Below are 26,592 nucleotides of genomic sequence, written 5' to 3' on the forward strand. Positions count from 1 at the left end.
GTTATCCCTTACTTCCCCCGCTGGTGAGGCCACTGACCAGCGTTTTCTGCAGCCAGATGGCGATAAACAGAGGTGGTACCGATGCCAGAATGCCAATGGCGGCGATCAGCCCGTCATCCGTCGCCCGTCCGGCGGTAAAACCGGCAATGGCGACCGGCAGAGTCTGGGCCGACAGATTGCTGGTGAACAGCAGCGCGTAAAAAAACTCATCCCAGGCGAGCAGCCAGCCAAACAGGGCAGCGGCACCCAGCACCGGTTTTGCCAGCGGCAGCGTGATGCGCAGCAGAACCTGCCAGAAGCGCAGGCCATCCAGCCGGGCTGCCTGTTCAATATCGCGGGGCAGGGCGTCGAACTGATTCTTCAGCATCCAGGTCAGAAACGGCAGGATCAGCGAGCAGTAGACCATCACCAGACCGGGACGGGTGTTGAGCAGCCCCAGCTGTTGCAGCAGGAAGTAGAGCGGCAGTACAAAGGCCACGGGCGGCACCATATAGATCGCCAGGGCGCCGGAAAGCCAGGCCTCGCGACCGCTGTAGCGCGAGAAACTGAACGCCGCCGGGATCGCCAGCAGCAGGGAGATCGCCGTGGCGACCGACGCGACCAGCAGGCTGTTTCCCAGCGCATGCAGGAAAATCGCGCCCGGCTGGCCAGGTGCCAGCGAAATCAGCCCCTGATAGCGGCTGAAATCCCACTGGCGCGGCAGCCATTCCAACGGCACCCGTGAGAGATCGCTGGCGGAACTGACGCTCATCAGAAACAGCCAGCCCATCGGGGCGAGAATGCTGAGGGCGACCAGCAGCGCAGCCCCGTAACGCAGCCCCTGGCGCAGTTTAGTTTTCATAGGCGGAACTCCGGCGGCGCTGATGCCATAACATCAGCAGATAGAGCGTGATCAGCAGGGCGCACATCAGGGTCATCAGGATCGCGTAGGCAGCGCCGCTGCCCGCGCGCAGGTAGCTGAACGACTCCTGATAGACGAAGAAGCTCAGGGTTTTGGTGCTGTCCACCGGCCCGCCGCGCGTCATCACATAGATGATGTCAAAAATTTTAAAGGCATCGATGGTGCGCAACACCAGCGCCACGCCCAGCGGCGCGACAATCGCCGGGAAGGTGATCGCCCGGAAACGACGCCAGGCGGAGGCTCCGTCCAGTCGCGCCGCCTCAAACAGATCGTCGGGGATCGACTGCAGCGCAGCCAGCACCAGCAGCGTCACCAGCGGATAGTTTTTCCAGATGTCTGCAAACATCACCGCATTCAGCGCGGCATCCGGCGACCCCAGCCAGCTGCGATAGCCGTCAATAATGCCCAGCTGGGTGAGCAGGGCGTTGATGCTGCCGTAGTCGGGGTTGAAGTTCAGCCGCCACATCATGGCGTTGACAATCGTAGGCAGCGCCCACGGCAGGATCACCAGCACCCGCAGCACGTTGCGTCCGTGGAATCGCTGATTCAGCAGCAGCGCCACCAGCACGCCAATGATCCCTTCACAGATGACAGAAACCACGGTGAAATAGAGGGTACGCCAGATCGAAGCCCGGAAATCGGGATCACTCAGCGCATAGAGGTAGTTTTCCAGCCCGACCCAGCCTGGCGTTTCCCCGCTGCCAATCAGCGCAGCATCGGTAAAGCTGAGCCAGATTGTGCGCACCAGGGGCCAGGCGGTCAGCAGCAGCATCACCAGCAGCATGGGTGCCAGCAGCACCCATGCCTGACGCTGTTCGCGTTGACGCAGACTCAGCATCATCACTCCTTAACGCAGCCGGGCGGCGCTTTTATCGACCGTCGCCATCGCATCCTGGGCCGACGTTTTGCCCAGTAACACCTGCTGCAACTGCTGCTGGAGCTGGTTCGACAGGCGCGAGTAGTCGGCCGTCTCAGGACGTGACAGCATCACGTTAAGCGATTTATCCGCCGCGGCGATCAGACTCTCCTGACCTTTTTTCACCGCCTCATCCTGATAGGACGATTTCCAGATCGGCAGGCTGAGTTTCGCATACTGATTCTGCACCGGCTGAGAGGTCATATAGCGGATGTACTGCCACGCTTCATCCGCATGGCTGCTGCCTTTGGTGATACCCAGCCCCATTGAGCCGTTGACCGCACCCACTTTGCCCCGTGCATCCCCCGGCGCAGGCATGATGCCCACCTCACCCGCCACTTTGCTCTGCTTTGGATCGTTGGCCATGTTGTACATGTAGGTCCAGTTCAGCGCGAACGCCGCATCGCCATTGGAGAACGATTTACGCACATCCTCTTCCAGATATTCACGCGACGCCGGATTGCTCAGCCCCTGATCGAGTGAGCTTTTCATCAGCGCCAGCGCCTTCAGAGAGGCCGGGCTGGAGAAGTTGAGCTTGCCGTTCTGATAAAACTGGCCGCCAAAGCCGGAGACCAGCGTGGTGTAATCACACACCAGCGCTTCCGCCTGAGACCAGCTCCAGACGAGCGGATAGGTGACGATCTTTTTCTCTTTGATGATTTTCGCGTCATCCAGCACCTGCTGCCAGGTCTCTGGCAGCGTCGTAATGCCTGCTTTCGCCAGCATCGCTTTGTTGTAATAGAGGTACTTGGTGTCGAGGATCCACGGCATGCCGAGCGTTTTGCCTTTGAAGATCACCGTGTTCATCGCACCCGGGAAAACCTTCTCTTTTTCGTCGGGGGTAATGCGTGATGAGACATCCTGCAGCAGATCGAACCGGCTGAATTCTGCCGGCCAGATGGCATCGAACAGCACCACGTCATAGCCATTGCCGCCCGCACCGCGCGCCGCCACGATCTTGTCATGCAGGGCTTCATAGGGAACAAACTCCAGATTGACGCTGACATCCGGATGCGCTTTCTGAAAGTTCTGCGTCATGGCGCGGATATCATTTTCGCTGTAGGCGGCTTGCGTCATAAACAGGGCATTAATCTGCGTGGCCGCCGCGGCGCTGCCTGCGCTTAACATCAGTAAGGCGGCAAAGCCGGCTTTGAGTCGGGGGGTATAACGCTGTGACATGGTCTTCTCCACTATGCAGCAACAGGCTGTCGGTTAATTAAATCAATTTGATTGATTTAATCAGAGGCGTAATGGTCAGCGGGCAGGCTGACCTGTCAGGAATTAAGCAAAGGACGTGCCAGTAAAGGGCGGTAACATTAACAACGTCGTAACAACGCTGGCGCCCAGCCTGCGCTTTTATTGCCGCCTTGCCTATCCTGAACCGCGGAAATTGCGTACACGATCAAAGATATTGTTTGCCTCCATTCCTCCGCATAACAATACTGTGAGGTCGCGCTGTAAGGGAAAACAACATGAGAACCTCAGGCACCAACCTTGAACATGCGCGGGCGCATAACCGCCGTGTGGTGATTGAAGCGATTCGTCTGCATGGCGAGCTGACCCGTGCCGAACTGGCACGGCTGACGGCGCTGACGCCGCAGACCGTCTCCAACATCGTGGCAGAGCTGGAGCAGGCTGAACTGCTGACCAGCCGCCAGCCACGCCGCAGCGGGCGTGGTCAGCCCTCCATTCCGGTCACGCTGAATCCGACCAGTGCCTGGTCGATCGGGATTCACCTCGATCACCAGACCCTGCTGCTGGTTCTGGTCGATCTCAGCGGCGAAGTCCACTTCCGCCGCCTCCTGCTGGTGCAGAAGCCCCAGCCTGCTGCCACCCTGGCGTGCATTGCTGACGTGCTGACGGAGATGCGGGCCTTTCTCGGCGCACAGTGGCAGAAAGTGTTAGGCATAGGCGTGGTGATGCCGGGACCGTTCGGCGTAGAGGGCATCTCATCAGTGGGGCCGACCACCCTGAACGGCTGGGAGCAGGTTGATATCGAAGCTGAACTTGGCGCGATCAGTGGCCTGCCGGTGACGCTGGAGAATGACGCCACCGTGGCCGCCATTGGTGAACGGTTTCATGGCATCGCCCGTCAGCTTAACTCTTTTATATATCTCTATATCGGCACCGGCCTGGGCGCAGGGATCTTTACCGATGGCCATATCTACACCGGCCATGCCCATAACGCGGGGGAGATCGGCCACATCGTGGTCGAGCCGGGCGGGCGCGACTGCTATTGCGGCAATCAGGGCTGTCTTGAGCGTTATGTCTCGTTACAGGCTGCCTACGAGTTCTGCGGCCTCGATCCGATGCGGGCGCTGCCTGACGACCTGCTGCAGATTGATCCTGCGCGTTTCAGTGCCTGGATTGAAAGCATAAAGACGCCACTGCGCCAGGCAATCAATATTCTGGAGTCGGTGTTTGATGCAGAAGCGGTGATTATCGGCGGAATGATGCCCGCGCCGTTGCTGGAGCAGATGGTCGCGCAGTTACCGCCACTCTATCAGTCGGTGCGCGGACGCTATCTGAATGCGATGCGACTGAAGACCGGCATGACCGGCAGCGATACCGCCGCGCTGGGTGCCGCCGCGCTGCCCATCTTTGATGAGTTTAACCCGCAGTTTCAGGTGCTGATGAAGTAGAGAGGAAATGGCGCTGTTGCAGACAACAGCGCCACCGGGATCAGCCCGGATAGATCCCGCGATCTTTACGCGCCATCAGGATACGCTCACACGCCACGATGTAGGCCGCGGTGCGCAGTGAGCACGCTTTCTCTTTCGACTTGTCCCAGACGTGAACCATCGCTTCTGTCATGATCTTGTCTGAGCGACGATTAATCTCGTCTTCACTCCAGAAGAAGCTGGCCATGTCCTGCACCCATTCGAAGTAGCTGACGGTTACGCCGCCCGCATTGCAGACCACATCCGGCACCACGATAATGCCGCGCGAAGCGAGCATGTCGTCGGCGTCAGGGTAGGTGGGGCCGTTCGCGCCTTCCAGCACGATTTTGCAGCTCAGCACCTCAGCACGCTCACGCGTAATCTGACCCTCCAGCGCCGCCGGGATCAGAATGTCCATCTCCGTCGTCCAGAACGCCTCTTTATCAATGCTCTGTGCGCCCGGGAAACCGGCGATCTGCTTGTGCGCAATCTGCCATTCCGTCAGGGCTGCCATGTCGATACCGTCGGCATTGAACAGGGTGGCCGTGTGATCCTGAATCACCACCACGCGTGCGCCCGCCTCATCAAACAGACGGGCCGCTTCACTGCCGACATTACCAAACCCCTGAACTGCCACGCGGGCACCTTCAATTTCAATGTCTGCGCGACGCGCCACTTCGCGTCCGGTGATAAACACCCCGCGGCCGGTGGCTTTCTCACGGCCCAGCGAGCCACCCAGATGAATGGGTTTACCGGTGACGACGCCGGTGACGGTGGTGCCGAGGTTCATGGAGTAGGTGTCCATCATCCACGCCATCACTTTACCGTTGGTGCCGACATCCGGAGCCGGGATATCTTTCTGCGGCCCGATGATGATGCCAATCTCACTGGTATACCGGCGTGTCAGACGCTCCAGCTCGCCCTCAGAAAGTTTAAAAGGATCGACGCGGATGCCCCCTTTTGCGCCACCGTAGGGCAGGTTGACGGCCGCACACTTGATGGTCATCCAGGCGGAAAGCGCCATGACTTCGTTAAGGTCGACATCCGGATGATAGCGAATGCCCCCTTTGCCGGGACCGCGTGAAAGGTTGTGCTGAACGCGATACCCTTCAAAATGGCGAATTGAGCCATCATCCATCTGCAGGGGAATGTCGACAATCAGTGCCCGCTTGGGATGACGTAAAGTATCTATCCAACGTGAAAGATCGCCCAGATAGGGCGCCACCCGGTCGATTTGCTGCAGGTAGGTTGACCAGGCAGATGTGCTGCTTTCAGACGCATAAGATAACTTATCCATAAAAAACCTTTCTTAATGAAGTTATTTATTGTGTGGAGCCGTGGATGACGCGCGTACTGTTTTGCGCAGTCATAATCTAACACTCCTGAAACAAATAAGATGTGGCAGGCGCCCGGCCCCGACCAGGTCATGCCCCATTCTGGGGCAGAGAAAGTGAATAGTTTGCTGATTACACCCCGCACAAGGCGAATAATGATGCGCGTGAAGTGCGTATTTTGTGCATATCGTGAGAAAACTCGCTATCTTTCAATTCTTTGAAGGCGTTCAAAAAGTTAAAGAATTGATCGACGCGATATTGACTTTATTGCACCAATTAAGTGCATGAGAATAAGTAATCAACCGATTACATTAAGTAATGGATAAAAGGTGAATAGCGGTGATTATTCAGCAGGTTAGAAAACAGCCGGGAAAAATTAAAAAATAAGAGGCCAGCATCGCTGGCTGGCCTTATCAGATTAGTGAGTCAGCGCCTGTTCCGCTTCCTTCAGAGCCTGACGCGCCTCAGCAAGCTTCTCTTCACGCTTGCGGATTTTGCTGGCACTGCGTTCTTCGGCTTTCGCCTGAGCCAGTTCCTGTTCGCGCTCCTGAACCTTGCTGCGCTTTTCGGCCACTTTTTCCTGACGCTGCTTCAGCAGGCCGCTTTCGGTGCAGTGCTCTTCAACCTCACGCCGCGCTTTTTCCAGCCCGGCAATCTGGTGAGAATTATTGTGCTGTCGGGCAAAGGAGAGCTGCGTCTCAATCTCCTGCTTTTTCGCTGCACAACCGGTTAACGCAGAGTCGGCATGCGCCGCCGTGAAGGTCAGGGGCAGCAGGCAAAGGCTGAAGGCCAGTAAGGTCTTTTTCATTGTCGTCTCATCTGTGAGTCAGGAGGTGGAGACAACAGTATACGAAGCCGCCTTAAGCGGTTCTTAACAGAAAAAAATATTCACTGGCGCGGAAAAAGCGGAGAGGGGGAAAGGCTGCCTGCTGTCAGGCAGCGCTTGAGGCGGTTGATTGAGCAAGGCTAAGGCGGCAATCAGGACCACTGAGCATGATGGGATGCCCCTGCTGACTCTGCTGTCTGAAATAGTCCTGCATCACCTGACTGATGCCGGCACCACACCACATGACATGATGCGCATGGCGTCCGGTGTTAAACGCCGGTTGTCCGCTGGCGCTGGCATCCACCTCGACAGTAAAACCCATCGCGGTCAGACGAATGGCTTCCAGCCAGATTTCGGTTTTGTCCATGACGCTCACGGCTTCCAGAAACAGCGGAACAGAGGCGTGGTTTCGCGCCGCATCACGCATCATCAGGTCAGCCTGCAGCTGCACCGTTTTTTCAAACCGGGCAAGACGGCGTGTGGCCCCCTGACGCCTGTCTGTGTGAAGCCAGACACTCAGAGGGCGCAGCAGATTAATAATGAAGTCATCACCGCTGTAGTTACCGGACATATTGTTCATCTGACGCGAAAGCGACAGGGGTGTCCCGAACTCAAGCTGCCAGAGCATGTCACCTTTACGCGCCGCCCAGCCGTGGGTCATGATCGAGGTGGCGGTCTGCTGACCCTGTCTGATCTCCTCGGGCGTCGCGCCCGTGGCAGTTAAGTCAACCAGCGTGCGGATTTCACTGAGCTGTGCGTCACTCCAGTGTTCAGCGTGTTGTCTGGGCGTCAGTAACCCCTGCTTCACCCAGCGCTTCAGGTTGGCAGGATGCGTGCCGGTTATTGCACAGACCGTTTCCGTTGTATGAAAAAGCATATCGTGCCCTCTGTTGAGGGAATGGCCGCCGGGGTTAACCGGGGATGAACCTCTACTATGAACCTGATAACCGCTAATGAACAGGGGGCTCCGAAGGAAAAACAGCGGCCACGCGGCGTGACGCGGCGTTTATTCGTCGTAAGCAGCCGGGTAAATTGAGGCTGATCAGCGGGTTAAAAAATCTGCGGCCCGTGAAAAAAAAGACTGTTTATTTATTCAGTAAAAATTCTTTACGCAACTATACCGGGTAAACCAGGGATATTTTAACTTTTTTAAGAGGATGCCGATCTCTCCTCCTCTTTTATCTGCCAGGCAAACGACTAAAATATGGGGTTCTGATGATCAGGAGAAAGAGTGCCCAATGCCTTATCGTTTTACCTTCGCCGCGTTGACGGTTGCTGCGTTATTAACCGGCTGTGCGAAACAGACGCCCAGCGATACGCCAGATGAATTTGCTGCGGGTCCGACGCAGATTGATGTCTCACACATTAAAACCCGTGCCGATGATGGTTCAAGCGTCTTCCTGACGGTAGATGGCAAAGATGCCGGTAAATTACCGAATGGCGAAAGCATGCTGCTGCACGTTCCGGCCGGAAAACACCAGATTGGCGGTTATGTACCGACGCTGTTCGGGATGGGGCGCGTCACCATCGCACCGGTGGAAGTGACCACGTCACCTCAGGACGTCAAGAAAGTGGCCTATACGGTCACCCGTAACAAAGCCACCTTTGTCGAGAACAAGGACGAGCAGGGCTGAGCAGAGGACAGCGGAGAGCAACGCTCTCCGCTGAACGCGCCGCGTTATAAGCCGAGTTCACTCAGGGAAGGGTGATCGTCAGGCCGTCGTCCCTGCGGCCAGTGGAAAAGCCGCTGCGCTTCGCTGATTTTCAGATCGTTAATGCTGGCAAAGCGCTGCTTCATCAGACCCTGCTCGTCAAACGCCCAGTTCTCATTGCCGTAAGAGCGATACCACTGCCGCCGCTCATCGTGCCATTCATAGGCAAAGCGCACCGCTATCCGGTTTTGATCGAAACTCCACAGCTCCTTTATCAGCCGGTACTGCTGCTCCCGCTGCCATTTTTGCTCCAGAAAGGCGATGATCTCACTGCGGCCGGTCAGGAAGGTGTCGCGGTTGCGCCACTGACTGTCCACAGAATAGGCCAGGGCTACCCTTCCGGCATCGCGGCTGTTCCAGCCATCCTCAGCCAGACGCACTTTCTCTGCCGCCTCTTCAGGCCGGGTAAAAGGGGGTAAGGGCGGACGTGAAGTTTCCAATGTTTCTCCTTAAAGGCGCAAAGGCCCGGATGTTATCGCTAGCCGGGCTGAGTTATGGCCATATTAAAGTTCAAGCGCGTGGATCTGGCAGACGGCACGGGCCGCTTCCTGACCTTTTTTCACGAAGTGCTGGGTGTAGAAGTCGATGAACTCCGCCGAAGGCTGGAAGTTATGCGGCGTCAGGGAGACCGAGAAGACCGGCACGTTGGTGGCCAGCTGGGCCTGCATCAGACCACTTACCACCGCCTGAGCCACAAAGTCATGGCGATAGATGCCGCCATCCACAACCAGCGCCGCGCAGACAATCGCATCAAAGTTGCCGGTCTGCGCCAGACGCTGTGCCAGTAGCGGCATCTCAAAGGCGCCCGGCACATCCCAGGTTTTGATCTCATAGGAGGTTCCCCGGCTCTCCAGCTCCTGTTCGAATCCGGTCAGAACCTGAGAAACGATTTCGCTATGCCAGTTAGCTTTAATAAAGGCGACTTTCAACGGCTGCATGACTTACTCCAGTAAAAGGTAATATCCCGTGGTAATGAGCGCGATGACGTCCCTGAACCCCGGATGAAACGTTAAGCCGGACAGGCCGGTAACCTGCTGACTCTCATCACTATACTGTAATGTAAACAGCCTGTGTCCACCATTGTCATTATGTGTGAATAACCTTTCTTCTCTTTGCGGGCATTAAACCCTGTCAGACAACCGCCAGAGCCGTTCAGACGCCTGATCCTGCCCGCAAAATCCCTTTCACCGCCCGGTTTGCGTAACAGCTTCCGGTTATGAAACTGCTTAAATAAAATACTGGATATCTGAACAGTATTTTGTATAATAAATGGACTGCCCGCCGGGTATTGGTAGCGTTAGCGAGGGGTGAACCCATGATGATTTCGACTGAAAGCCTCAAATCTCTGGAACAATCGGTCACAATGAGCAGCCGTGAACTGGCTCAGATGACCGGTATTACACATGGAGAAGTGAAGCGGTTAATCAAAAGTCTGGAAACGGCTCAGCGTCTTTCTCAGCCGCTCAAAGTGAATGACTATGAGCGCGAAGGGGAGGTGCGTCAGGAGTACCGCCTGAGCAAGCGTGACTCCCTGCTGGCCGTGGCACGCCTGTCGCCAGGCTTTACGGCCGAAGTGCTGGATCGCTGGCAGGACCGGGAAAGAACCACCCATCTGCCGGACTTTACCAACCCGGCTGAGGCTGCTCGTGCCTGGGCTGAGCAGTTTGAACAGCGTCAGGCGGCGGAGCAGCAGCTGGCTCTCTCCGCGCCTAAGGCCGCCTTCTTTGATAACTTCGTTCAGGTGGATGACTCGCTGGGCTTTCGTCAGCTCTGCAAAATGCTGAAAGCAAAAGAGCCGGAGTTTCGTCAGTTTCTGCTGGAGCGCAATATCATGTACCGCGCCAAAGGCACCCTGACGCCGCAGCATTACCATCTGCAGGCCGGCTACTTTACGCTGCACACCGGCACCGGCGAAAACCAGCACGCCTTCTCACAGGCGCGTTTTACCGCAAAAGGGGTGAAATGGGTGGCCAGCCTGTGGGCAGCGCATCTTTCCGCTCAGCCAAAAGGGGCCGCTGCGTAGCGGTGCCTCTGGCCTGGCGGGCTGGCGCGGCGTGACTGGCAGAGGTTAAGGCGCAGGCATCCGCTCATACATACTGTGCTGACATAAAAAAGGCCGCATCGGAATGCGGCCTTTTTTGATTTTTTGATTCCAGGGATGCGTTGCGGGCGATTACCAGCCTTTAATTGCATCGCCTTTATAAACTTCTTCCGCTTTAGCCGCGACTTCAGGCGACTGCAGCGCCGCTTTCAGCTTCTGAATTTTATCGCTGTCTTTATTGTCTTCGCGTGAAACCAGCGCATTGACGTAAGGCGAAGAGGCGCTTTCCATAAATAACCCATCGCGGTGAGCGGATAATCCCGCCTGAGCCGAGAAGTTCGTATTAATGATCGAGAACGCCACGTTCGGATCATCCAGCGTGCGGGTCAGCTGCGGCGTATCCACTTCAACCAGTTTCAGGTTTTTAGGATTTTCGATGATATCCAGTGAGGTGGGTAAATAACCCACACCCTCTTTCAGCTTAATCAGGCCCTGCGCCTGCAGCAGCAGCAGGCTGCGTCCCAGGGTGGTAGCTTCGTTAGAGATGGTCACTGTCGCACCATTCTGCAGCTCACTGATGTTCTTGATTTTGTGCGAATAGGCAGCAATCGGGAAGACGAACGTCTTGCCAACTACCGCAAATTTATAGCCGCGCTCTTTAGACTGATCTTCCAGATAAGGCAGGCTCTGGAAAGCGTTGGCGTCAACTTCCTTGTTATTCAGCGCTTCGTTCGGCAGTACATAGTCATTGAAGTTCAGCACTTCGACATCGAGCTGATATTTATCTTTGGCAACCTGTTTCACCACCTGCCAGATCGCTTCGTCCGGCCCGGTATTAATCGCCACTTTGACTTTGTTATCGTCATCTTTAGAGCAGGCGGATAATAATAAAACAGAACTAGCCAGTAATGCGGCAAACAAACCTTTCATTATCAGAAATCCCTCAGAGAATTGATGGCTTCAAAGATAATACAGAAATGTCAGGTTGCGAACTGACGGAGGGATATATCTTATAACCACACACCGGATATTGTTCATTAATTCATCAAGTCGGCGGCTTATGCCCGTGAATTAACCGATGCCATTCACGGCTCTCCGGGCGGTTTTATTCCTCTGGCGCACTCATCCGGTCAACATCCCCTCAGCCAGTCCGCGCATTCTCTTCTACGCTTAAAGCCTGCGGTTCGCAGCATTGCATTGATTGTTAACAGGGAATACTGATGTCAAAAGATGAAAAGAACGGGATCGAAGCGGTTGAAGTCATGCGCAGCGGGGAGGCCTGGAACGGAGAGGTCATTGAATCCTATCCGCACGGCGAGCCGGAACTGACCGTAATGCGCCTGTCACTGCCTGCCCATACGTCATTGCCGTGGCACACGCATCCGATGCCGAATGCGGCGTTTATCCTTTCAGGCACCCTGATTGTGGAAGACAAAGCGAGCGGGGAGCAGCGTACCTTCCACGCCGGAGAAGCGCTGAATGAGACGGTCAACAGTGCGCACCGCGGCTACACCCTGGAGGAGCCCGCCGAGCTGGTAATTACCTATGCCGGGGTCAAAGGACAGGCGCTGACCGAACCACTGCCGGGAGAACCCGAAGAGTTCTGACACCCTTGCAAAAACGGCAGCGCAGCGCGCTGCCGTTATTCATCCCGCCCGCAGCGCCGCCGCTATTCACTTCCCTGATAAGCGATTCGCCAGAACCTGCATATCCAGATCCTGAAACCGCTGTTTTAGCGACAGGCGAGGCGCGTCACAGCTGAGTTCACGTGCGCTCAGAAATGGCATCCTGAAGAGGAGTGAATCCCGGCACTGATTATGTGCAACGCACGCTGCTGACTCACCATCACGGGGCCTGTCGTTTTACATCATTTGTAAGCGCATGATTAAATGGAATTTAAATTCTGGTATGCCAATTGCAATAACCCGTTCAGTAAGCAGCGCACTACACAACTGATACTGAATAGCTGGCTAGGGTTCCGGTTCACGCAGGTGAATGTCTGGTCCGAGAGCTGGCGACCTCTGCGAGGTTACACGGCGGGACAAAAGCCCGGGAGACAGCGGCACCATCTGGTGTCTTGCGCTGCTCCCGTTTTTTTGTGCCAACCAGAGGTCAACCATGAAGACATTTTCCCTTCTCCGCACGCTCATTCTCTCCCTGGCACTGCTGACCAGTGTGCCCTCTTTCGCCGCAGTTAAAAAAGAGTTCAACGTCTGCTGGACCATCTATGCGGGCTGGATGCCCTGGGGCACGATCGCTAATGAAAAAATCATCGATAAATGGGCCAGCAAATATGGCATTAAAATCAATATCGTCCAGCTGAATGACTATATCGAATCGATCAACCAGTACACCGCAGGGCAGTTCGACGGCTGCACCATGACAAATATGGATGCCCTGACCATTCCCGCCGCGGGCGGCGTCGATTCCACGGCGCTGATCACCGGCAGCTACTCCGAGGGTAACGACGGCATCGTTCTGAAAGGCGTGAATAAAAAACTCAGCGACCTGAAAGGCATGTCGGTTTATCTGCCCGCGCTGTCCGTATCGCACTATCTGCTGGTGCGCGGTCTGGAAAAGGCCGGACTGCAGGAGAAGGATGTTAAGGTCGTGAACACCTCCGATGCCGATATCGTCTCCGCCTTCGGCACCAGCGGTGTCAAAGCCGCAGTGGCCTGGAACCCACAGCTTTCCGTCATCAAAAAGAGTCCGCAGACCACAGAAGTGTTCAGCTCCTCCGCCGTGCCGGGCGAGCTGATCGATATGATGGTCGTGAACACAGAAACCCTCCACGATAACCCCGCACTGGGCAAAGCGCTGACCGGTGCATGGTTTGAGATGATGGCAAAAATGCAGGCGGGTGATACCCAGGCGCTAAGTGCGATGGCCGCGGATTCCGGCACTGACCTCGCCGGTTATCAGGCACAGCTCAAAACCACCCATCTGTTCTGGACCCCTGCCGATACAGAGGCTTTTGTCGCCTCGCCCGACCTGGCAAAAACCATGCAGCGCGTGGCCGCGTTCTCTTTTGATAAGGGTCTGCTCGGCGAGGGTGCGCAAAGCGCTGACTTTATCGGTATGGCCTTTCCCGGCAACCAGACCCTCGGGGACAAAGCCAACATCAGGCTGCGCTTTGACGACAGCTATCTGAAGATGGCCGCGGCAGGCCAGCTCTGAATTCCGGGCTGAGGAGCTTACGCCATGCGCCACATTAACCGTTATCCCCGACAGGGAATGCGCCTGACGCTGATGCTGTTGCCGTTTGTCTTGCTGATCGCCGCCTGGTTTATCAGCTCGGCGGTGCGGCTGGAAGCAAACCCGCAGGATAAACTGCTGCCCGGTCTGTCGCAGATGATCGCCGCGGTTGACCGGATGGCGTTCACGCCCGATAAACGCAGCGGTGAGTTTCTGCTGTGGGCGGATACGCTGATCAGTCTCACCCGTCTGCTGACGGGCCTGATGATCTCTGCGCTGATCGGCCTGGGCATCGGTATTGCCGCCGGGGTGTTTCCCATGACCCGCGCGGCGCTGTCGCCGTTTATGACCGTCGTGTCGATGATCCCGCCGCTGGCGCTGCTGCCGATGCTGTTTATCGTCTTCGGGCTGGATGAGCTGTCAAAAGTGATGCTCATCGTCATCGGCATCACCCCGATGCTGGCCCGCGACCTGGAACAGCGGGCGCGGGAGATCCCGATCGAGCTTTTCATCAAAGCCCAGACGCTGGGCGCGAACAGCTGGACGGTGGTATTGCGGGTGGTGCTGCCCCAGCTGCTGTCACGACTCATTACCTCGCTGCGCCTGCTGCTGGGTTCGGCGTGGCTGTTCCTGATCTCCGCCGAAGCCATCTCTGCCACCGCCGGGCTGGGTTACCGCATCTTCCTCGTCCGCCGCTACATGGCGATGGACGTCATCATTCCTTATGTCATCTGGATAACCCTGCTGGCCTGGCTGATGGATCTGGCGCTGCGTCAGCTGCACAAAGCCTGTTTCCCGTGGGCGGAAGGAGGCCGGGAATGAGTTTTATCGATATCAAAAACATCTGGCAGGAATATGGCGATCACGTGGTGCTGGAGCGCATCAATCTGCAGGTCAGGGAAGGGGAGTTCTGCTCGCTGGTGGGCGCCTCCGGCTGCGGAAAATCGACCTTCTTACGACTGCTGCTCGGTCAGGAGCGACCAACGCGCGGCACCATCACGCTCGATGGTGAGCCGCTGGCGGCGGAGCCCGATCGCAGTCGCGGCGTGGTCTTTCAGCGCTACTCAGTTTTTCCTCATCTCAACGTGCTGGATAACGTCACCATCGGTCTGGAATTGCCGGCGTCACCGCTGTGGGGCCGGCTGCTGGGCGCCCGAAAACGTCAGGCGCGTCAGCAGGCCAGAGAGATGCTGGAGCGAGTGGGGCTGAGCCATGCGCTCGACAAATATCCGGCGCAGCTGTCGGGCGGGATGCAGCAGCGGCTGGCGATTGCCCAGGCGTTTGTCATGCAGCCACGCGTGCTGCTGCTGGATGAGCCCTTTGGCGCACTCGACCCCGGCATCCGCAAAGATATGCACGCCCTGCTGCTTCAGCTCTGGAGCGAAACCCGCATGAACGTCTTTATGGTCACGCACGACCTTGCCGAAGGGTTCAACCTGGGTACCCGGCTGCTGGTTTTCGACAAGGTGCGCCTCGATCCCCAGGCACCCAATGCGTGGGGAGCGCGTATCACCTATGACATTCCGCTCAACGAAACGCGGCTGTCCCAGCTGGCGACCGGCCGCAAAGACAACATTTACCCCTTAAAGGAGAACGCTCAATGACGGCACTTTTTCACTCCGGCCCCAGCCTGCGCGAAGAGCAGCTTCCTGGCGGCGCGCATACCTCGCTGATCCTGCGTAAGGGCGGGATCCTGCGCCTGACCGATATCGACGGCGGGGCTAACGTCAGCGCCATGATGCTCAATCCGCACGAAAAAAGTGAACGGCTGAACCTGCCCGACACCCTCAAGGGTCAGCACACCGCGCGGCTGACCACTGGCCACTGTTTTTACTCTGATATGGGTCGCGTCCTGGCGGCTATCGTGGCGGACAGCTGCGGCTGGCATGACCCGTTCGGCGGCGTCCTTAACGCCGCCGAGACGCACGACAAGTACGGCAGCGGACGCTATCAGGAACTGCGCAACGGTTTCTACCGTAACGGCGTCGATAACCTGCTGGTGGAAATGGGCAAATGGGATCTCGGCCTGCAAGACCTGCTGATGGTGGTGAACTTTTTCAGCAAAGTCACGGTGGATGAGGCGGGACGCTTTGCCTTCATTTCAGGCAACAGTCAGCCCGGCGATTTCGTTGAGCTGTATGCGCCGATGGACGTGCTGATCGTCCTGACCGCGCTGCCTCACCCTCAGGATCCCGCCACTCAGTATCTGCCGCGCCCGATTCAGCTGAACTGGTATCAGGCCGATGCGGGTCAGGCCCTCAGCGACGTCATTTTCACCCGCGATGAAAATCAGCGCGCCATGCAAAACACCCAACACTTTTCCCTGTAAGGAGGCTGTGATGACAGCGATTACCCCTGATTATCATCCTGAAACGGCAGTCTGGCGTCATGTGATCCCGGCCGGGGAGCCCTGTCTGTTTGAGGTCAAAAAAGGGCAGCGGCTGCGGCTGCTCGATCTCGAAGGTAACCAGGCAATCGATACCCTGTTCTATCGCGCCGATAACCCCCGCGAGCGCTACGATCCCCAGCGCACCCTGCGTCGTCAGGGAAAGGTCTATCTGACTACCGGCAGCGTGCTCTACTCCAATCTCGGTAATCCGCTGCTGACCCTGGTTGCCGATACCTGCGGACGCCACGACACCCTGGGCGGGGCCTGCTCCCAGGAGAGCAACACAGTGCGCTATGCCCACGATAAGCGCTACATGCATAGCTGCCGGGATAACTTTCTCTGCGCCTGCCTGCATGATGGCCGCCTTCACAAGCGCGATATCGGCGCCAATATCAACTTTTTTATGAACGTTCCGGTGACGCCGGAAGGGCGGCTGACCTTTGAAGATGGACTGTCAGCCCCCGGCAAATATGTTGATCTGATCGCGGCGTGTGACGTGATGGTGCTCATCTCGAACTGTCCCCAGCTCAATAATCCCTGCAACGGCTGGAACCCGACGCCTGCAGAGGTGCTGGTGTGGAACTGAATCTGCATCCGACAGCGCGACATCCGGGCCTGACATTCCCGCTCTGATCGATCGCCTGTCTGCCTCTACCGCCGCTGCACTGTTCAGGTGCCGGTCATCCCCGGGGACGGCCCCAGGGAATAGCGAATTCTGCGGGACGACCCGCCTCCCTGTGAGCATCACCTATGTTTGATACGTTACTGATTGCCAATCGCGGCGCGATCGCCTGCCGCATTCTGCGTACCCTGCACGCCATGCAGGTGAAAGGCGTCGCCGTTTACTCTGAGGCTGACCTGAGCAGCCTGCATATCCGTGAGGCGGATAGCGCGATCAGCCTGGGCGACGGGCCCGCCGCGCAAACCTATCTGGTGGCGGAGAAGATCATCGCCGCCGCACGGCAGAGCGGGGCGAAAGCGATCCACCCCGGCTACGGTTTCCTCTCGGAAAATGCCGCCTTTGCCGAGGCGTGCGAGGCGGCGGGCCTGATTTTTGTCGGCCCCACGCCCCAGCAGCTGCGTACTTTCGGCCTGAAACACACGGCACGCGCTCTGGCAAAAGCCGAAGGTGTTCCGCTGCTGGAGGGAAGTGAACTGCTGGCGGACCGCCATGAAGCCCGCCGGGCAGCGGCCCAGGTCGGCTATCCGGTCATGCTGAAAAGCACCGCAGGCGGCGGCGGCATCGGTATGCGCGTCTGCCGCGATGAGGATGAACTCGCCGACGCGTTTGACACGGTGCAGCGTCTTGGCCAGAACAACTTCAGCGATGCCGGGGTCTTTCTCGAAAAATATATCGAACGCGCCCGTCATCTTGAGGTGCAGATTTTCGGTGATGGCAAAGGCGGAGTGATCGCGCTCGGCGTGCGTGACTGCTCGGTTCAGCGTCGTAATCAGAAAGTTATTGAAGAGACACCTGCACCCAATCTGCCTGACGGCATGGCAGAGGCACTCTGTTCCGCCGCCATCGCGCTGGGCAAAGCGGTGAACTATCGCAGCGCCGGAACGGTGGAATTTGTCTATGACAGCGCGGCGCAGCACTTCTATTTTCTGGAAGTGAACACCCGCCTTCAGGTCGAACATGGGGTCACCGAGCAGGTGTGGGGGGTTGACCTGGTGCAGTGGATGATCGAACTGGCCGCCGGGGAGCTCCCGCCGCTGGATCGTTTAGCCGCCACGCTGAAACCACAGGGCCACGCCATTCAGGCCCGGATCTACGCGGAAGATCCGGGACGGCAGTTTCAGCCATCACCCGGTCTGCTGACCGATGTTTTTTTCCCGCCAGCCGGGGGAAAGACGCTGCGTATCGACCGCTGGGTAGAAGCGGGCAGTGAAGTGCCGCCCTTTTTCGATCCGATGCTGGCGAAAACCATCGCCTGCTGTCCCACTCGCGACGAAGCCATTGCCACGCTGGCTCAGGCGCTGGCGGAAACCCGGTTATATGGCGTCGAGACCAATCGCCTCTATCTGCTGCAGATACTGGCTTTCGCGCCATTCACCACAGGGGAACCCTGGACCCGCTGTCTGGAGCAGCTCGGTTATCAGGCGGCCACGCTGGAGGTGCTGAGTGCCGGAACCCAGACCAGCGTGCAGGACTATCCCGGCCGTCTGGGCTACTGGGCGGTGGGGGTGCCGCCTTCGGGACCGATGGATGACCGCGCGCTGCGCTTCGGCAACCGCCTGCTGGGCAACGCTGAGGGCGACGCCGCGCTGGAGATCACCCTTAACGGCCCGACCCTGAAACTGAATACCGAGGTGCAGGCGGTGGTCTGCGGAGCGCCGCTCCCCGTCACGCTGGAGGGGGTCGATCAGCCGATGAATAGCGTCTTTACTGTTCCGGCAGGCTCAACGCTGAAGCTGGGCGCGATCGCCGGTCCAGGCGTCAGAAGCTACCTCTGCCTGAGCGGCGGGATTCAGGTGCCGGACTATCTGGGCAGCAAAAGCACCTTTACGCTCGGCCAGTTCGGGGGACACGGAGGCCGGGCGCTGCGCAGCGGCGATGTGCTTCACCTGGCACCGCGCCCGGCAGACGTGACGGGCACAGCACTGCCCGCCTCGCTCTGCACGGGGCTGGCCGCGGTGCGCACGCTGAGGGTAATTTATGGCCCCCAAGGCGCGCCGGAGTTTTTTACGCCCGACTATATCGGGACTTTTTTTGCCACCGAATGGGAAGTGCACTTCAACTCCAGCCGTACCGGTGTTCGCCTGATTGGACCGAAGCCGATCTGGGCCCGCGAGAGCGGGGGTGAGGCGGGACTGCATCCTTCCAACATTCATGATAATCCTTACGCGATTGGCGCAGTGGATTTCACCGGCGACATGCCGGTCATTCTCGGTCCCGATGGCCCCAGTCTGGGCGGCTTCGTCTGCCCGGTGACGGTCATCGAAGCGGATCTCTGTCAGCTGGGCCAGCTTAAAGCCGGTGATAAGGTGCAGTTTGTGGCGGTGGATATTCCCACCGCCCGCCGACTGGCCGCAGGAGGACGTGCCGAGCTGGCAACGCTTCAGCCACAGACGATTGCCTGGCAGCCGGCACCGCTCACGTCGCCTGTCGTGATGACCTGCGGTAAAGAGGATAAGCGTCTGGTGGCGCGTCTCTCAGGCGATACGCATCTGCTGCTGGAAGCTGGCGAGCCGGAACTGGATCTGGTGCTGCGTTTTCGCATCCACGCGCTGATGCAGGCGATGGAAGCGCAATCCCGTCCGGGGGTCGTTGATATCACGCCCGGCATCCGCTCCCTGCAGATCCATTTCCAGCCGGAAACCCTGACCCCGGAGGCGCTGCTGGCGTGGGTGCGGGAGGCGTGGGAGAGCGTCTGCACAAGTGATGACCTTCAGGTGCCAACGCGCGTGGTGCATCTGCCGCTCTCCTGGGACGATCCCGCCTGTCAGAAAGCGGTCGAAAAATATATGACCACCGTGCGGCAGGACGCCCCCTGGTGCCCGGACAACCTGGAGTTTATCCGCCGGATCAACGATCTGCCGGATAAGCAGGCCGTATGGCAGACGGTGTTTGATGCCCACTATCTGGTGATGGGGCTGGGCGACGTCTATCTCGGCGCGCCCGTCGCCACACCGCTGGATCCCCGCCATCGTCTTGTCACGACGAAATATAATCCGGCACGCACCTGGACGGCCGAAAACTCGGTGGGGATTGGCGGGGCTTATCTCTGTGTCTACGGCATGGAAGGGCCTGGCGGCTATCAGTTTGTTGGCCGCACGCTGCAGATGTGGAATCGCTATCGCGATGTCGCCGATTTTGGCGGTAAGCCCTGGCTGCTGCGCTTTTTCGACCAGATTCGTTTCTATCCGGTTTCGGCTGATGAGCTGCTGCAGATCCGTCGCGATTTTCCCGTAGGGCGCTACCCGCTGCGCATAGAACAGGGCACGCTGCGGCTGGCTGAATATCAGCATTTCCTCGACCGTGAAGCCGGGAGCATCAGCGCGTTTCGTCAACATCAGCAACAGGCGTTCAATGCTGAGCGTGACCGCTGGATAGCCAGCGGACAGGCACATTACACCAATCAGGAGAGTGAGGTGGCGGAAACGGGAGACGCGCCGCTTCAGGCCGGGGAGCAGGGCGTTGAAAGTCCGGTTTCCGGTAACCTGTGGCAGGTTCAGACGGCAGCGGGGTGCCGCGTAAAGGCGGGCGATACGCTGGTGGTGCTGGAATCGATGAAAATGGAGATTCCGCTGCTGGCCCCCTGTGACGGGGTGATTCAGCAGGTCAGCGTGCAGCCGGGCAGCGCCGTGCGGGCAGGACAGCGGGTGGCCATTATTCTTGAAGATCGGTCTTAACAGCACTGCGTGACAGGGTCACCTGTCACGCAGAACGCTTCTTAGCCTGCGCCCGCTTCACGCAGCCAGGTAATCAGCGCCTCGCTGCCCGGCTGACTCAGCGTGCGCTGCGGCCAGGCAAGATAATAGGGTTTGCTCAGCGGCAGACTGAAATCGTCGACGATCACCAGTTCGCCCCGCGCCAGCTCCGCCGCGATCAGGCGGCGCTGCCCCAGCAGCAGACCGGCCCCCGCCACGGCAGCATCAATTGCCAGCGAGGTCAGATTGAAACTGAATGCGGGCTGCGGAGCCGGTTCGTCCACGCCTCTGGCCTGAAACCAGCTTCGCCAGTCCGGCAGGAACCGGCCCTCATTGCCCCAGTCGAGGTGAATTAAAGGTGCCTGACGGAAGATCGTTTCTGGCGTATAGCGCTGGAGTGAGGCGGGGCTGGCAACCGGCAGCACCTCATCATGGAATAACCACTGTTTGTCCAGCTGCGGATAGCGATCTTCCCCAAAGCAGATGACGAAGTCTGCAGGCATCGCTGTGAAATCAACCTGCGCGTGCGTGCCGTGTAACGACAGATCGCTATCGGGGCAACAGGCGCGCCAGCTCGCCAGCCGGGGCAACAGCCATTTGGACGCCAGCGCTGGTAAGGCATAGAGCGTGAGTGTCGGCGCTTTCGCCGCATGGCGGATATTCTGCTGACCCAGGTGCAGGATATCAAAGGCTTCGGTGACGTAACGCAGATAGGCCTTGCCGGTGTCAGTCAGCATCACGCCGCTCTGGGTGCGTAAAAAGAGCGCACTGCCGAGCTGCTCCTCCAGCTGACGAATCTGCTGGCTCACCGCCGCCGGCGTCAATGCCAGCTGGGCCGCCGCTTTCGCCAGGCTGCCCAGTTCGGCGGCCACTTTAAAGGACTGGATAACACTGATTTTGGGCAACCGGGGTGAGTGGGCAGGCATTAACGCTTCCTTATCAGGGTATTAAGTTTTTATCGTTACACAGGCTTAGCAGGCGACAGGTAGAGTAGCATCACTCCTGCTCATGATGAGAACTGTTGCTATGACTGACTCCCTGGTTCGTCTTGATCTTCATCCGCTGGCCGATCGTGGCTGGCGTCACCGCTGTCGTGAACAATTAAATCACGCTGGCGCGCTGGTCCTGCGTCAGTTCTTACAGACCGCCGCTCTGGAAGCGATAGTTCAGGAGGGCAACGCGCAGCGTCACCTGGCTTATCACACGCTCAGCAAACATAACGTTTATCTGATGAAACCTGATGCGGCCTTCAGCGCCGATCATCCGCGCAATCGTGACGTGATCAGCACCAAAGGCTGCATTACCGATGACGCTATCGCGACCGACTCCCCGCTGCGTCAGCTTTATACGGATGAGCTGTTCAAACAGTTCCTCTGCGACGTGCTGGGAGAGGACGCGCTCTATCCCTATGCCGATCCGCTTTCGTCGATCAACCTGCATTATGCGCCTCACGGTCAGGAGCTGGGCTGGCACTTTGACAACTCCTCTTTTGCTATCACCCTGCTGGTGCAAAAACCGCAGGCGGGCGGGGTGTTTCAGTATGTGAAGGATCTGCGGGATGCCGATGCCGGTGAGATGAATTATGCAGGCGTCGCGGCGGTGCTGGATGAACGCCTGCCGGTCGAGGCCCTGGCGATTGAGCCCGGCGATCTGGTGCTGTTTCGCGGGCGCAACGCCCTGCACCGCGTGACCCCGACCGAAGGTGAGGTAACCCGCATGCTGGCGGTGCTGGCTTACAACACGCAGCCCGGCATTGCGCTATCCGAAACCGCGCGGATGACTTTTTACGGCAGACTGTGAAATCAGGGCACGCCAGCCGCGCTTAAAGATTTGCTGCGTGCGGAAAGCCACTAACGCCCGCCAGTCTGCATCGCAGGGCCAGAATCCTTCGACAAGGTTTGCTTTGATCCTCTGGCCCTCTGCACTGGCGGGGTCGCCAGAGAGATGAAGCCAGTGATCGTCCCGCACCCGCCGATGCATCTCTTCCCCTTCATAAGTTCCGCATTCGACCACCAGCGGTAATATCAGCGTGCCGGCGAGGGAGGTCAGCAGATACTGTGACAGATAGCCTGTCGCGGTTGTCGTAATGCCGGTGGCGCTGTCCCGCCCGGCGCCGGTATAGAGCAGCGTCAGCCACTCGCCATAAATGTCTTTGCCCCACTCATGGGCGGCATAATGCTGCTCTGCAATGGAGAGCAGCATGGGATGCCCCCAGGCTCCGGCTCCGGTATGGAGATCGAAGCTGATGATGGTTTTCGCCACGGAGAGATGCTGCGCAACGATCTCCGCCATCGTGTTAAAGGACCAGGCGGGCTGTGTTCCACCAAAGAAAAAGTCTTCAGCAGACGTATACTGCCCCGCTTCTGCAATGCGTTTAACTGCCTGCCAGCCGGTGTCACGCAGGACTTCGGTCAGCTGCCGATCAGCGCTGTCACGGTCGCCATGATAAAGGGAGTGTAACCCGGCGTAGGCGGGATTAGCGGGCAGCGGCTGGCTGAAGTCGATAAAATGACGGTTAAGATCGATATTATCTTCATTGACGCGCCGCAGATGGGCCGCGCCCCAGGGATTAAGCAGATGAACCAGCACCAGCGCCGTGTCAGCAGGGAGCGCGTTTTCGTCGCGCGTCTCCAGCCAGGCTATCTGGCAATCCGAACCATAATAACCTTCGACGCCGTGTATGCCGGAGATAACCAGCATAACGCGTGACGCGTCTGCAGGACCCCGTCGGGCCACATCCGTATAGAGCGCCTCGCCCTGCGGGCCAGGCAGGGGATGGCGGTAAGAAGTCACCACCGCGCCTGTACGTTCTGCAGCCACCAGAAAGCGTGCGCGCTGAATCAGATAGTCGGGCAAGGCCATAGTATCCAGACGCCTGCAATCGTCGCGCGGGACCGTCACGGGTAAACCCTGAATCTGAAGTACTTTCTGGTCAGCTGGTCGTAGGTGCCGTTGTGATGAAGCTCCGCCAGCGCCGCGTTGATCATCTTCAGGTTAGCATCATCGCCTTTGCGTAACGCGATACCCACACCATCGCCAAATATCACTTTATCCACCAGAGTGCCTTTAATGGCGTAGGGCTTGCCTTCCTGAGTGGTGAGAAATCCCTGCTCAGCGGAGACCGCGTTGGCCAGGCTGCCATCGAGACGCCCGGCAACCAGATCGGGATAGACCTCCATCTGATTAGGGTAAGAGATGACTTTCACGCCCTGGCCTTCCCATTTAGTTTTGGCGTACGTTTCCTGAATGGTGCCCTGAGCCACCCCGATCGTCTTGCCGCGCAGTGAGGCAACGTCGGTCGTCAGATTACTGGCCGCCGGTGCCAGTAACGCACTGGGGGTGTTATAGAGCATGTCACTGAAAGCCACCTGCTGGCGACGCTTATCGGTCATCGACATCGCTGACAGGATGGCATCAAATTTCTTCGCCTGAAGGGCAGGGATGCTGCTGTCGAACCCCATCTGCACCCACTGACACTTCACCTTTGCCTGCGCACAGATGGCATTACCAATATCAATGTCAAAACCCTGCAGCGACCCATCTGCCGCCTTAGATTCAAAAGGGGGAAATGTCGGGTCAACCCCGAAGCGCAGCGTCTGCTGCGCCAGAGCCACCTGTGAGAAAGCGGTGAGCGAAAACAGTAACGCGAGAGAGACGTTCTTTTTCATATTTATTTCCCGGAGTCAGGTGAATGTCATAGTGACCTCAGATTTAATAGCATGGGGGTTCCCTCATCACCAGCGAATAACCGCACTGAACCAGAGCAAAATCTTATAGTAATAAAGGGGTTAGCGGGTTTTTATACGGTATTAACTTTTGCTTAATGACGGACCATTACCCTCTGAGGGACGTGAGCCGCTGATGCAGGAAATCGATAAACGCTCGGACTTTCTCAGGCACATGGCGCGTATTGGGGTAGAGCGCATAAATCCCCTGCTGCGGAAAGTGATGATCGGGCAGCAAGCGAACTAATCCGCCATTCGCAATGTCATCTGCGACAAGCCACTCAGGCAGGATCGCCACGCCTGCCCCTGATAACGCAAAAGCCCGTAAAGATGAGGCGCTGTCGGCGACAATCCTGGCGGGGTGACGGGCGCTCAGAAGCACACTCTCTCCGTCCGGGGTCACTATCTGCCAGCTTAAGGGCGTCGACAGACGACTGTGCGCTATCCATGTTGCTGACGCGAGCTGTTCGGGATTCTGGATGGCGGAGTCAGCCAGGGTGTTGAGGTAAGAGGGCGCTGCGACCGCATAAATCGCAAATTGATCGAGGCGTCGCGCATGATGAGTCGAATCGGCAAGATGTCCCAGTCGTATCGCCACATCAAAGCGCCCGGCAATAAGGTCATCGGTCTGAGACGATGACACATGCTGTATCCGCAGCTGAGGATGTTTTTGCGCAAACGCAGCCAGGGCTGGCACGATGACGCGCGCACCATACTCAGGGGTAGTCGTAATCCTGAGTGAGCCGCTTAACCCTGTGTGATCGCCGCGAACATCCTCCAGAACGCTTTCCGCATCCTGAAGCAGCTGAAGGCAGCGATGATAAAATCGTTCGCCGGTATCGGTGGCTGAAACACGTCGGGTGCTTCTGACGAGTAACGAGACACCCAGCTCTTCTTCAAGCTGTTTGATGTTGAAGCTCACGACGGCCCGGGTAAGTCCGAGCGTCTGAGCGGCCCCGGTAAAACTGCCAGCCCCGACGACGGCGACGAAGATTCCCAGCCGCTGCATATTGATCATTGTGCTTCCTTTGGGTGAGACCATTGTCAAAATAATTTTGACAGTGTAACAAGCGGCAGTGAATTTATCCCCATACTGGCTCCCCCTATACTGCGTGCCTCCTGTTCTCTACGCCGGAAAAAATATGAGTTATCGCGGGCGCGTGGCCAGCCTTTATCTGCTGGGTTTTTTCGTCGACTTAGTGAATATGTTTATCGCCAATGTGGCATACCCTGAGATCGGCAGACAGTTTGATGCACCGGTAAGCCAGCTGGCGTGGATAAGTAATGGTTACATCCTGGGTCTGACACTGGTCATCCCGCTGAGTGGCTGGCTGGCCAGACGTATAGGGTCCAGACGCCTGTTTATGCTTTCACTGCTGGTTTTTATGGCTGGCACCTGTGGCACAGGCGCATCAACCTCAATGGCTCAGCTCATCCTGTGGCGTTTCATCCAGGGTCTCGGTGGTGGACTGTTGATCCCTCTGGGTCAGACGATGACTTATCAGCTCTACAGGAGCAGTGAACGCGCAAAGTTATCGTCTGCCGTCATGCTGGTAGCTTTGCTCGCACCTGCACTTTCGCCTCTGTTGGGGGGTGTGCTGGTTGAGAGCCTGAGCTGGCGCTGGGTGTTCCTGATCAGCCTGCCACTCGCGGGTGTGGCGTTTGTCCTGGCGGCATGCTGGCTGAAAGCAGAGAGGGCGCTGCGATCATCTGAAGCTCTGGACCTGGTGGGTTTAATCAGCAGCTGTACCGCACTCACGCTGATCCTTCTCGGACTGACCGCGCTGGGTGAAGCTGATCGCTTTGCTCAGGGGGCAGGGATGCTGCTTATGGGTGTGATAACGCTGGCTGGCTACGTGAAGAACGCGCTGGCAAAGCGCCATCCCCTGATTAACCTGCACCTTGTCAGGGAGCCGCTTCTGCAGACCGCCATGCTGATTTATCAGTTCATACCCGGGGTGTTCACCGGGGTCAGTATGCTCACCATGCTCTATCTGCAAAACCAGCTCGCTGTGCACGCAGGCTTTGCGGGCGCACTGATGCTGCCATGGTCACTGGCTTCCTTTGCCGCCATCAGTCTGACCGGCAGGCGATTTAACCTCTGGGGACCGCGCCCGCTGTTTATCGCTGGATGTCTGGTGCAGGCTGCAGGTATTGGCATGCTGGCAATGACAGACCAGCCAGCAGATGCCGTTGTTTTTGTCATCGCATTCACGTTGATGGGATTGGGTGGCAGCTTGTGTAGCAGCACGGCTCAGAGTTCTGCATTTATTCAAATCACCCATAACGATCTGGCTGATGCCAGTGCCATATGGAATATCAACCGGCAACTCAGTTTTTGCCTGGGTGTCACACTGGTCAGCCTGCTGTTTAACCTGCTGGTGAATACAGGCTTCCCGGTGATGCGCGCTTATCATCTCTGTTTTGTTATAGCGGCATGCAGCGCTGTCGTTCCTGTGCTGTGCTGTTTTCGTATTTCAAATCAAAAGGTTGTTAGTACCCTTAATGAGGAGTGAAAA

The 26,592-nt window shown here is 57.7% G+C and carries 25 protein-coding genes and 1 riboswitch; of the genes, 12 read left to right on the top strand and 13 right to left on the bottom strand.

Annotated features, from left to right (window positions below; genetic code table 11):
- Position 1 precedes the first annotated feature (1 nt).
- The 3 genes from AC1V0D_RS14625 to AC1V0D_RS14635 are packed head-to-tail and all read right to left on the bottom strand — an operon-like array spanning position 2 to position 2,996.
- Positions 2-841, bottom strand: coding sequence for a carbohydrate ABC transporter permease (locus AC1V0D_RS14625; protein WP_111208731.1), 840 nt, complete (start codon positions 839-841; stop codon positions 2-4).
- On the bottom strand, positions 831-1,739 hold the full coding sequence (locus AC1V0D_RS14630) for a carbohydrate ABC transporter permease (RefSeq protein WP_009092961.1): 909 nt from the start codon (positions 1,737-1,739) through the stop codon (positions 831-833). Before AC1V0D_RS14630 ends, AC1V0D_RS14625 begins: the two co-directional genes overlap by 11 nt.
- A gap of 9 nt (positions 1,740-1,748) precedes the next feature.
- The gene (locus tag AC1V0D_RS14635; RefSeq protein ID WP_482907658.1) at positions 1,749-2,996 is read right to left on the bottom strand and encodes an extracellular solute-binding protein; all 1,248 of its coding nucleotides are present in this window, start codon (positions 2,994-2,996) and stop codon (positions 1,749-1,751) included.
- A 293-nt stretch (positions 2,997-3,289) separates the two neighbouring features.
- Between AC1V0D_RS14635 and AC1V0D_RS14640 the strand changes: the two genes are divergently transcribed.
- Entirely contained in the window at positions 3,290-4,459 is a 1,170-nt protein-coding gene (locus AC1V0D_RS14640; protein WP_009092963.1) for an ROK family transcriptional regulator, read from the top strand.
- A gap of 40 nt (positions 4,460-4,499) precedes the next feature.
- On the opposite strand, the gene AC1V0D_RS14645 is transcribed toward AC1V0D_RS14640, so the two are convergent.
- From AC1V0D_RS14645 to AC1V0D_RS14655, 3 genes are all read right to left on the bottom strand, one after another.
- On the bottom strand, positions 4,500-5,774 hold the full coding sequence (locus AC1V0D_RS14645; RefSeq protein ID WP_111208728.1) for a Glu/Leu/Phe/Val family dehydrogenase: 1,275 nt from the start codon (positions 5,772-5,774) through the stop codon (positions 4,500-4,502).
- A gap of 455 nt (positions 5,775-6,229) precedes the next feature.
- Entirely contained in the window at positions 6,230-6,619 is a 390-nt protein-coding gene (locus tag AC1V0D_RS14650; protein ID WP_482907659.1) for a DUF1090 domain-containing protein, read from the bottom strand.
- A gap of 124 nt (positions 6,620-6,743) precedes the next feature.
- Positions 6,744-7,514 (bottom strand): MerR family transcriptional regulator, encoded by a 771-nt coding sequence (locus tag AC1V0D_RS14655; protein ID WP_482907660.1) that lies wholly within the window; start codon positions 7,512-7,514, stop codon positions 6,744-6,746.
- Between the two features lie 361 nt (positions 7,515-7,875).
- On the opposite strand from AC1V0D_RS14655, the gene AC1V0D_RS14660 reads away from it, so the two are divergent.
- Positions 7,876-8,271: a hypothetical protein gene (locus AC1V0D_RS14660; protein ID WP_046102667.1), complete on the top strand. Its 396-nt coding sequence runs from the start codon at positions 7,876-7,878 to the stop codon at positions 8,269-8,271.
- A 44-nt stretch (positions 8,272-8,315) separates the two neighbouring features.
- On the opposite strand, the gene AC1V0D_RS14665 is transcribed toward AC1V0D_RS14660, so the two are convergent.
- On the bottom strand, positions 8,316-8,789 hold the full coding sequence (locus tag AC1V0D_RS14665; protein ID WP_009092968.1) for a nuclear transport factor 2 family protein: 474 nt from the start codon (positions 8,787-8,789) through the stop codon (positions 8,316-8,318).
- A 63-nt stretch (positions 8,790-8,852) separates the two neighbouring features.
- Positions 8,853-9,287, bottom strand: coding sequence for a 6,7-dimethyl-8-ribityllumazine synthase (locus tag AC1V0D_RS14670; RefSeq protein WP_009092969.1), 435 nt, complete (start codon positions 9,285-9,287; stop codon positions 8,853-8,855).
- Between the two features lie 377 nt (positions 9,288-9,664).
- Here AC1V0D_RS14670 and AC1V0D_RS14675 point away from each other — a divergent pair, with 377 nt between their 5' ends.
- Complete coding sequence (locus tag AC1V0D_RS14675) at positions 9,665-10,372, top strand: phage antirepressor KilAC domain-containing protein (protein WP_009092970.1); 708 nt, start codon at positions 9,665-9,667, stop codon at positions 10,370-10,372.
- A gap of 150 nt (positions 10,373-10,522) precedes the next feature.
- On the opposite strand, the gene AC1V0D_RS14680 is transcribed toward AC1V0D_RS14675, so the two are convergent.
- Complete coding sequence (locus AC1V0D_RS14680) at positions 10,523-11,320, bottom strand: MetQ/NlpA family ABC transporter substrate-binding protein (protein ID WP_009092972.1); 798 nt, start codon at positions 11,318-11,320, stop codon at positions 10,523-10,525.
- Between the two features lie 290 nt (positions 11,321-11,610).
- On the opposite strand from AC1V0D_RS14680, the gene AC1V0D_RS14685 reads away from it, so the two are divergent.
- The 7 genes from AC1V0D_RS14685 to uca all read left to right on the top strand — a co-directional run bounded on the left by AC1V0D_RS14685 (position 11,611) and on the right by uca (position 20,330).
- The gene (locus AC1V0D_RS14685; protein ID WP_009092973.1) at positions 11,611-11,997 is read left to right on the top strand and encodes a cupin domain-containing protein; all 387 of its coding nucleotides are present in this window, start codon (positions 11,611-11,613) and stop codon (positions 11,995-11,997) included.
- Positions 11,998-12,349: 352 nt separating this feature from the next.
- Positions 12,350-12,448: riboswitch (guanidine-I (ykkC/yxkD leader) on the top strand.
- Between the two features lie 60 nt (positions 12,449-12,508).
- Complete coding sequence (locus AC1V0D_RS14690) at positions 12,509-13,567, top strand: putative urea ABC transporter substrate-binding protein (protein ID WP_009092974.1); 1,059 nt, start codon at positions 12,509-12,511, stop codon at positions 13,565-13,567.
- A 24-nt stretch (positions 13,568-13,591) separates the two neighbouring features.
- Positions 13,592-14,407: an ABC transporter permease gene (locus AC1V0D_RS14695; protein ID WP_009092975.1), complete on the top strand. Its 816-nt coding sequence runs from the start codon at positions 13,592-13,594 to the stop codon at positions 14,405-14,407.
- Positions 14,404-15,189, top strand: a complete 786-nt coding sequence (locus AC1V0D_RS14700; protein WP_337025698.1) for an ABC transporter ATP-binding protein — start codon at positions 14,404-14,406, stop codon at positions 15,187-15,189. The genes AC1V0D_RS14695 and AC1V0D_RS14700 overlap by 4 nt, the downstream gene beginning before the upstream one ends.
- Positions 15,186-15,914 (top strand): urea amidolyase associated protein UAAP1, encoded by a 729-nt coding sequence (locus AC1V0D_RS14705; protein ID WP_482907661.1) that lies wholly within the window; start codon positions 15,186-15,188, stop codon positions 15,912-15,914. Before AC1V0D_RS14700 ends, AC1V0D_RS14705 begins: the two co-directional genes overlap by 4 nt.
- A 10-nt stretch (positions 15,915-15,924) precedes the next feature.
- Positions 15,925-16,560: an urea amidolyase associated protein UAAP2 gene (locus tag AC1V0D_RS14710; RefSeq protein WP_009092979.1), complete on the top strand. Its 636-nt coding sequence runs from the start codon at positions 15,925-15,927 to the stop codon at positions 16,558-16,560.
- Between the two features lie 164 nt (positions 16,561-16,724).
- Entirely contained in the window at positions 16,725-20,330 is a 3,606-nt protein-coding gene (gene uca, locus AC1V0D_RS14715; protein WP_482907662.1) for an urea carboxylase, read from the top strand.
- Between the two features lie 41 nt (positions 20,331-20,371).
- Here uca and AC1V0D_RS14720 read toward each other — a convergent pair whose 3' ends face one another.
- Positions 20,372-21,274: a LysR substrate-binding domain-containing protein gene (locus AC1V0D_RS14720; RefSeq protein ID WP_482907663.1), complete on the bottom strand. Its 903-nt coding sequence runs from the start codon at positions 21,272-21,274 to the stop codon at positions 20,372-20,374.
- A gap of 100 nt (positions 21,275-21,374) precedes the next feature.
- Between AC1V0D_RS14720 and AC1V0D_RS14725 the strand changes: the two genes are divergently transcribed.
- Entirely contained in the window at positions 21,375-22,148 is a 774-nt protein-coding gene (locus tag AC1V0D_RS14725; RefSeq protein WP_307745310.1) for a 2OG-Fe(II) oxygenase family protein, read from the top strand.
- Here AC1V0D_RS14725 and AC1V0D_RS14730 read toward each other — a convergent pair.
- From AC1V0D_RS14730 to AC1V0D_RS14740, 3 genes are all read right to left on the bottom strand, one after another.
- Positions 22,107-23,210 (bottom strand): DUF2817 domain-containing protein, encoded by a 1,104-nt coding sequence (locus AC1V0D_RS14730; protein WP_482907735.1) that lies wholly within the window; start codon positions 23,208-23,210, stop codon positions 22,107-22,109. The genes AC1V0D_RS14725 and AC1V0D_RS14730 overlap by 42 nt on opposite strands.
- 35 nt (positions 23,211-23,245) lie before the next feature.
- Positions 23,246-24,016 (bottom strand): ABC transporter substrate-binding protein, encoded by a 771-nt coding sequence (locus tag AC1V0D_RS14735; protein ID WP_471803767.1) that lies wholly within the window; start codon positions 24,014-24,016, stop codon positions 23,246-23,248.
- 166 nt (positions 24,017-24,182) lie between these two features.
- Complete coding sequence (locus tag AC1V0D_RS14740) at positions 24,183-25,091, bottom strand: LysR family transcriptional regulator (protein ID WP_482907664.1); 909 nt, start codon at positions 25,089-25,091, stop codon at positions 24,183-24,185.
- A gap of 124 nt (positions 25,092-25,215) precedes the next feature.
- Between AC1V0D_RS14740 and AC1V0D_RS14745 the strand changes: the two genes are divergently transcribed.
- Positions 25,216-26,589: an MFS transporter gene (locus AC1V0D_RS14745; RefSeq protein WP_482907665.1), complete on the top strand. Its 1,374-nt coding sequence runs from the start codon at positions 25,216-25,218 to the stop codon at positions 26,587-26,589.
- Positions 26,590-26,592 lie beyond the last annotated feature (3 nt).

The sequence above is a fragment of the Pantoea sp. PA1 genome, from assembly GCF_056856975.1.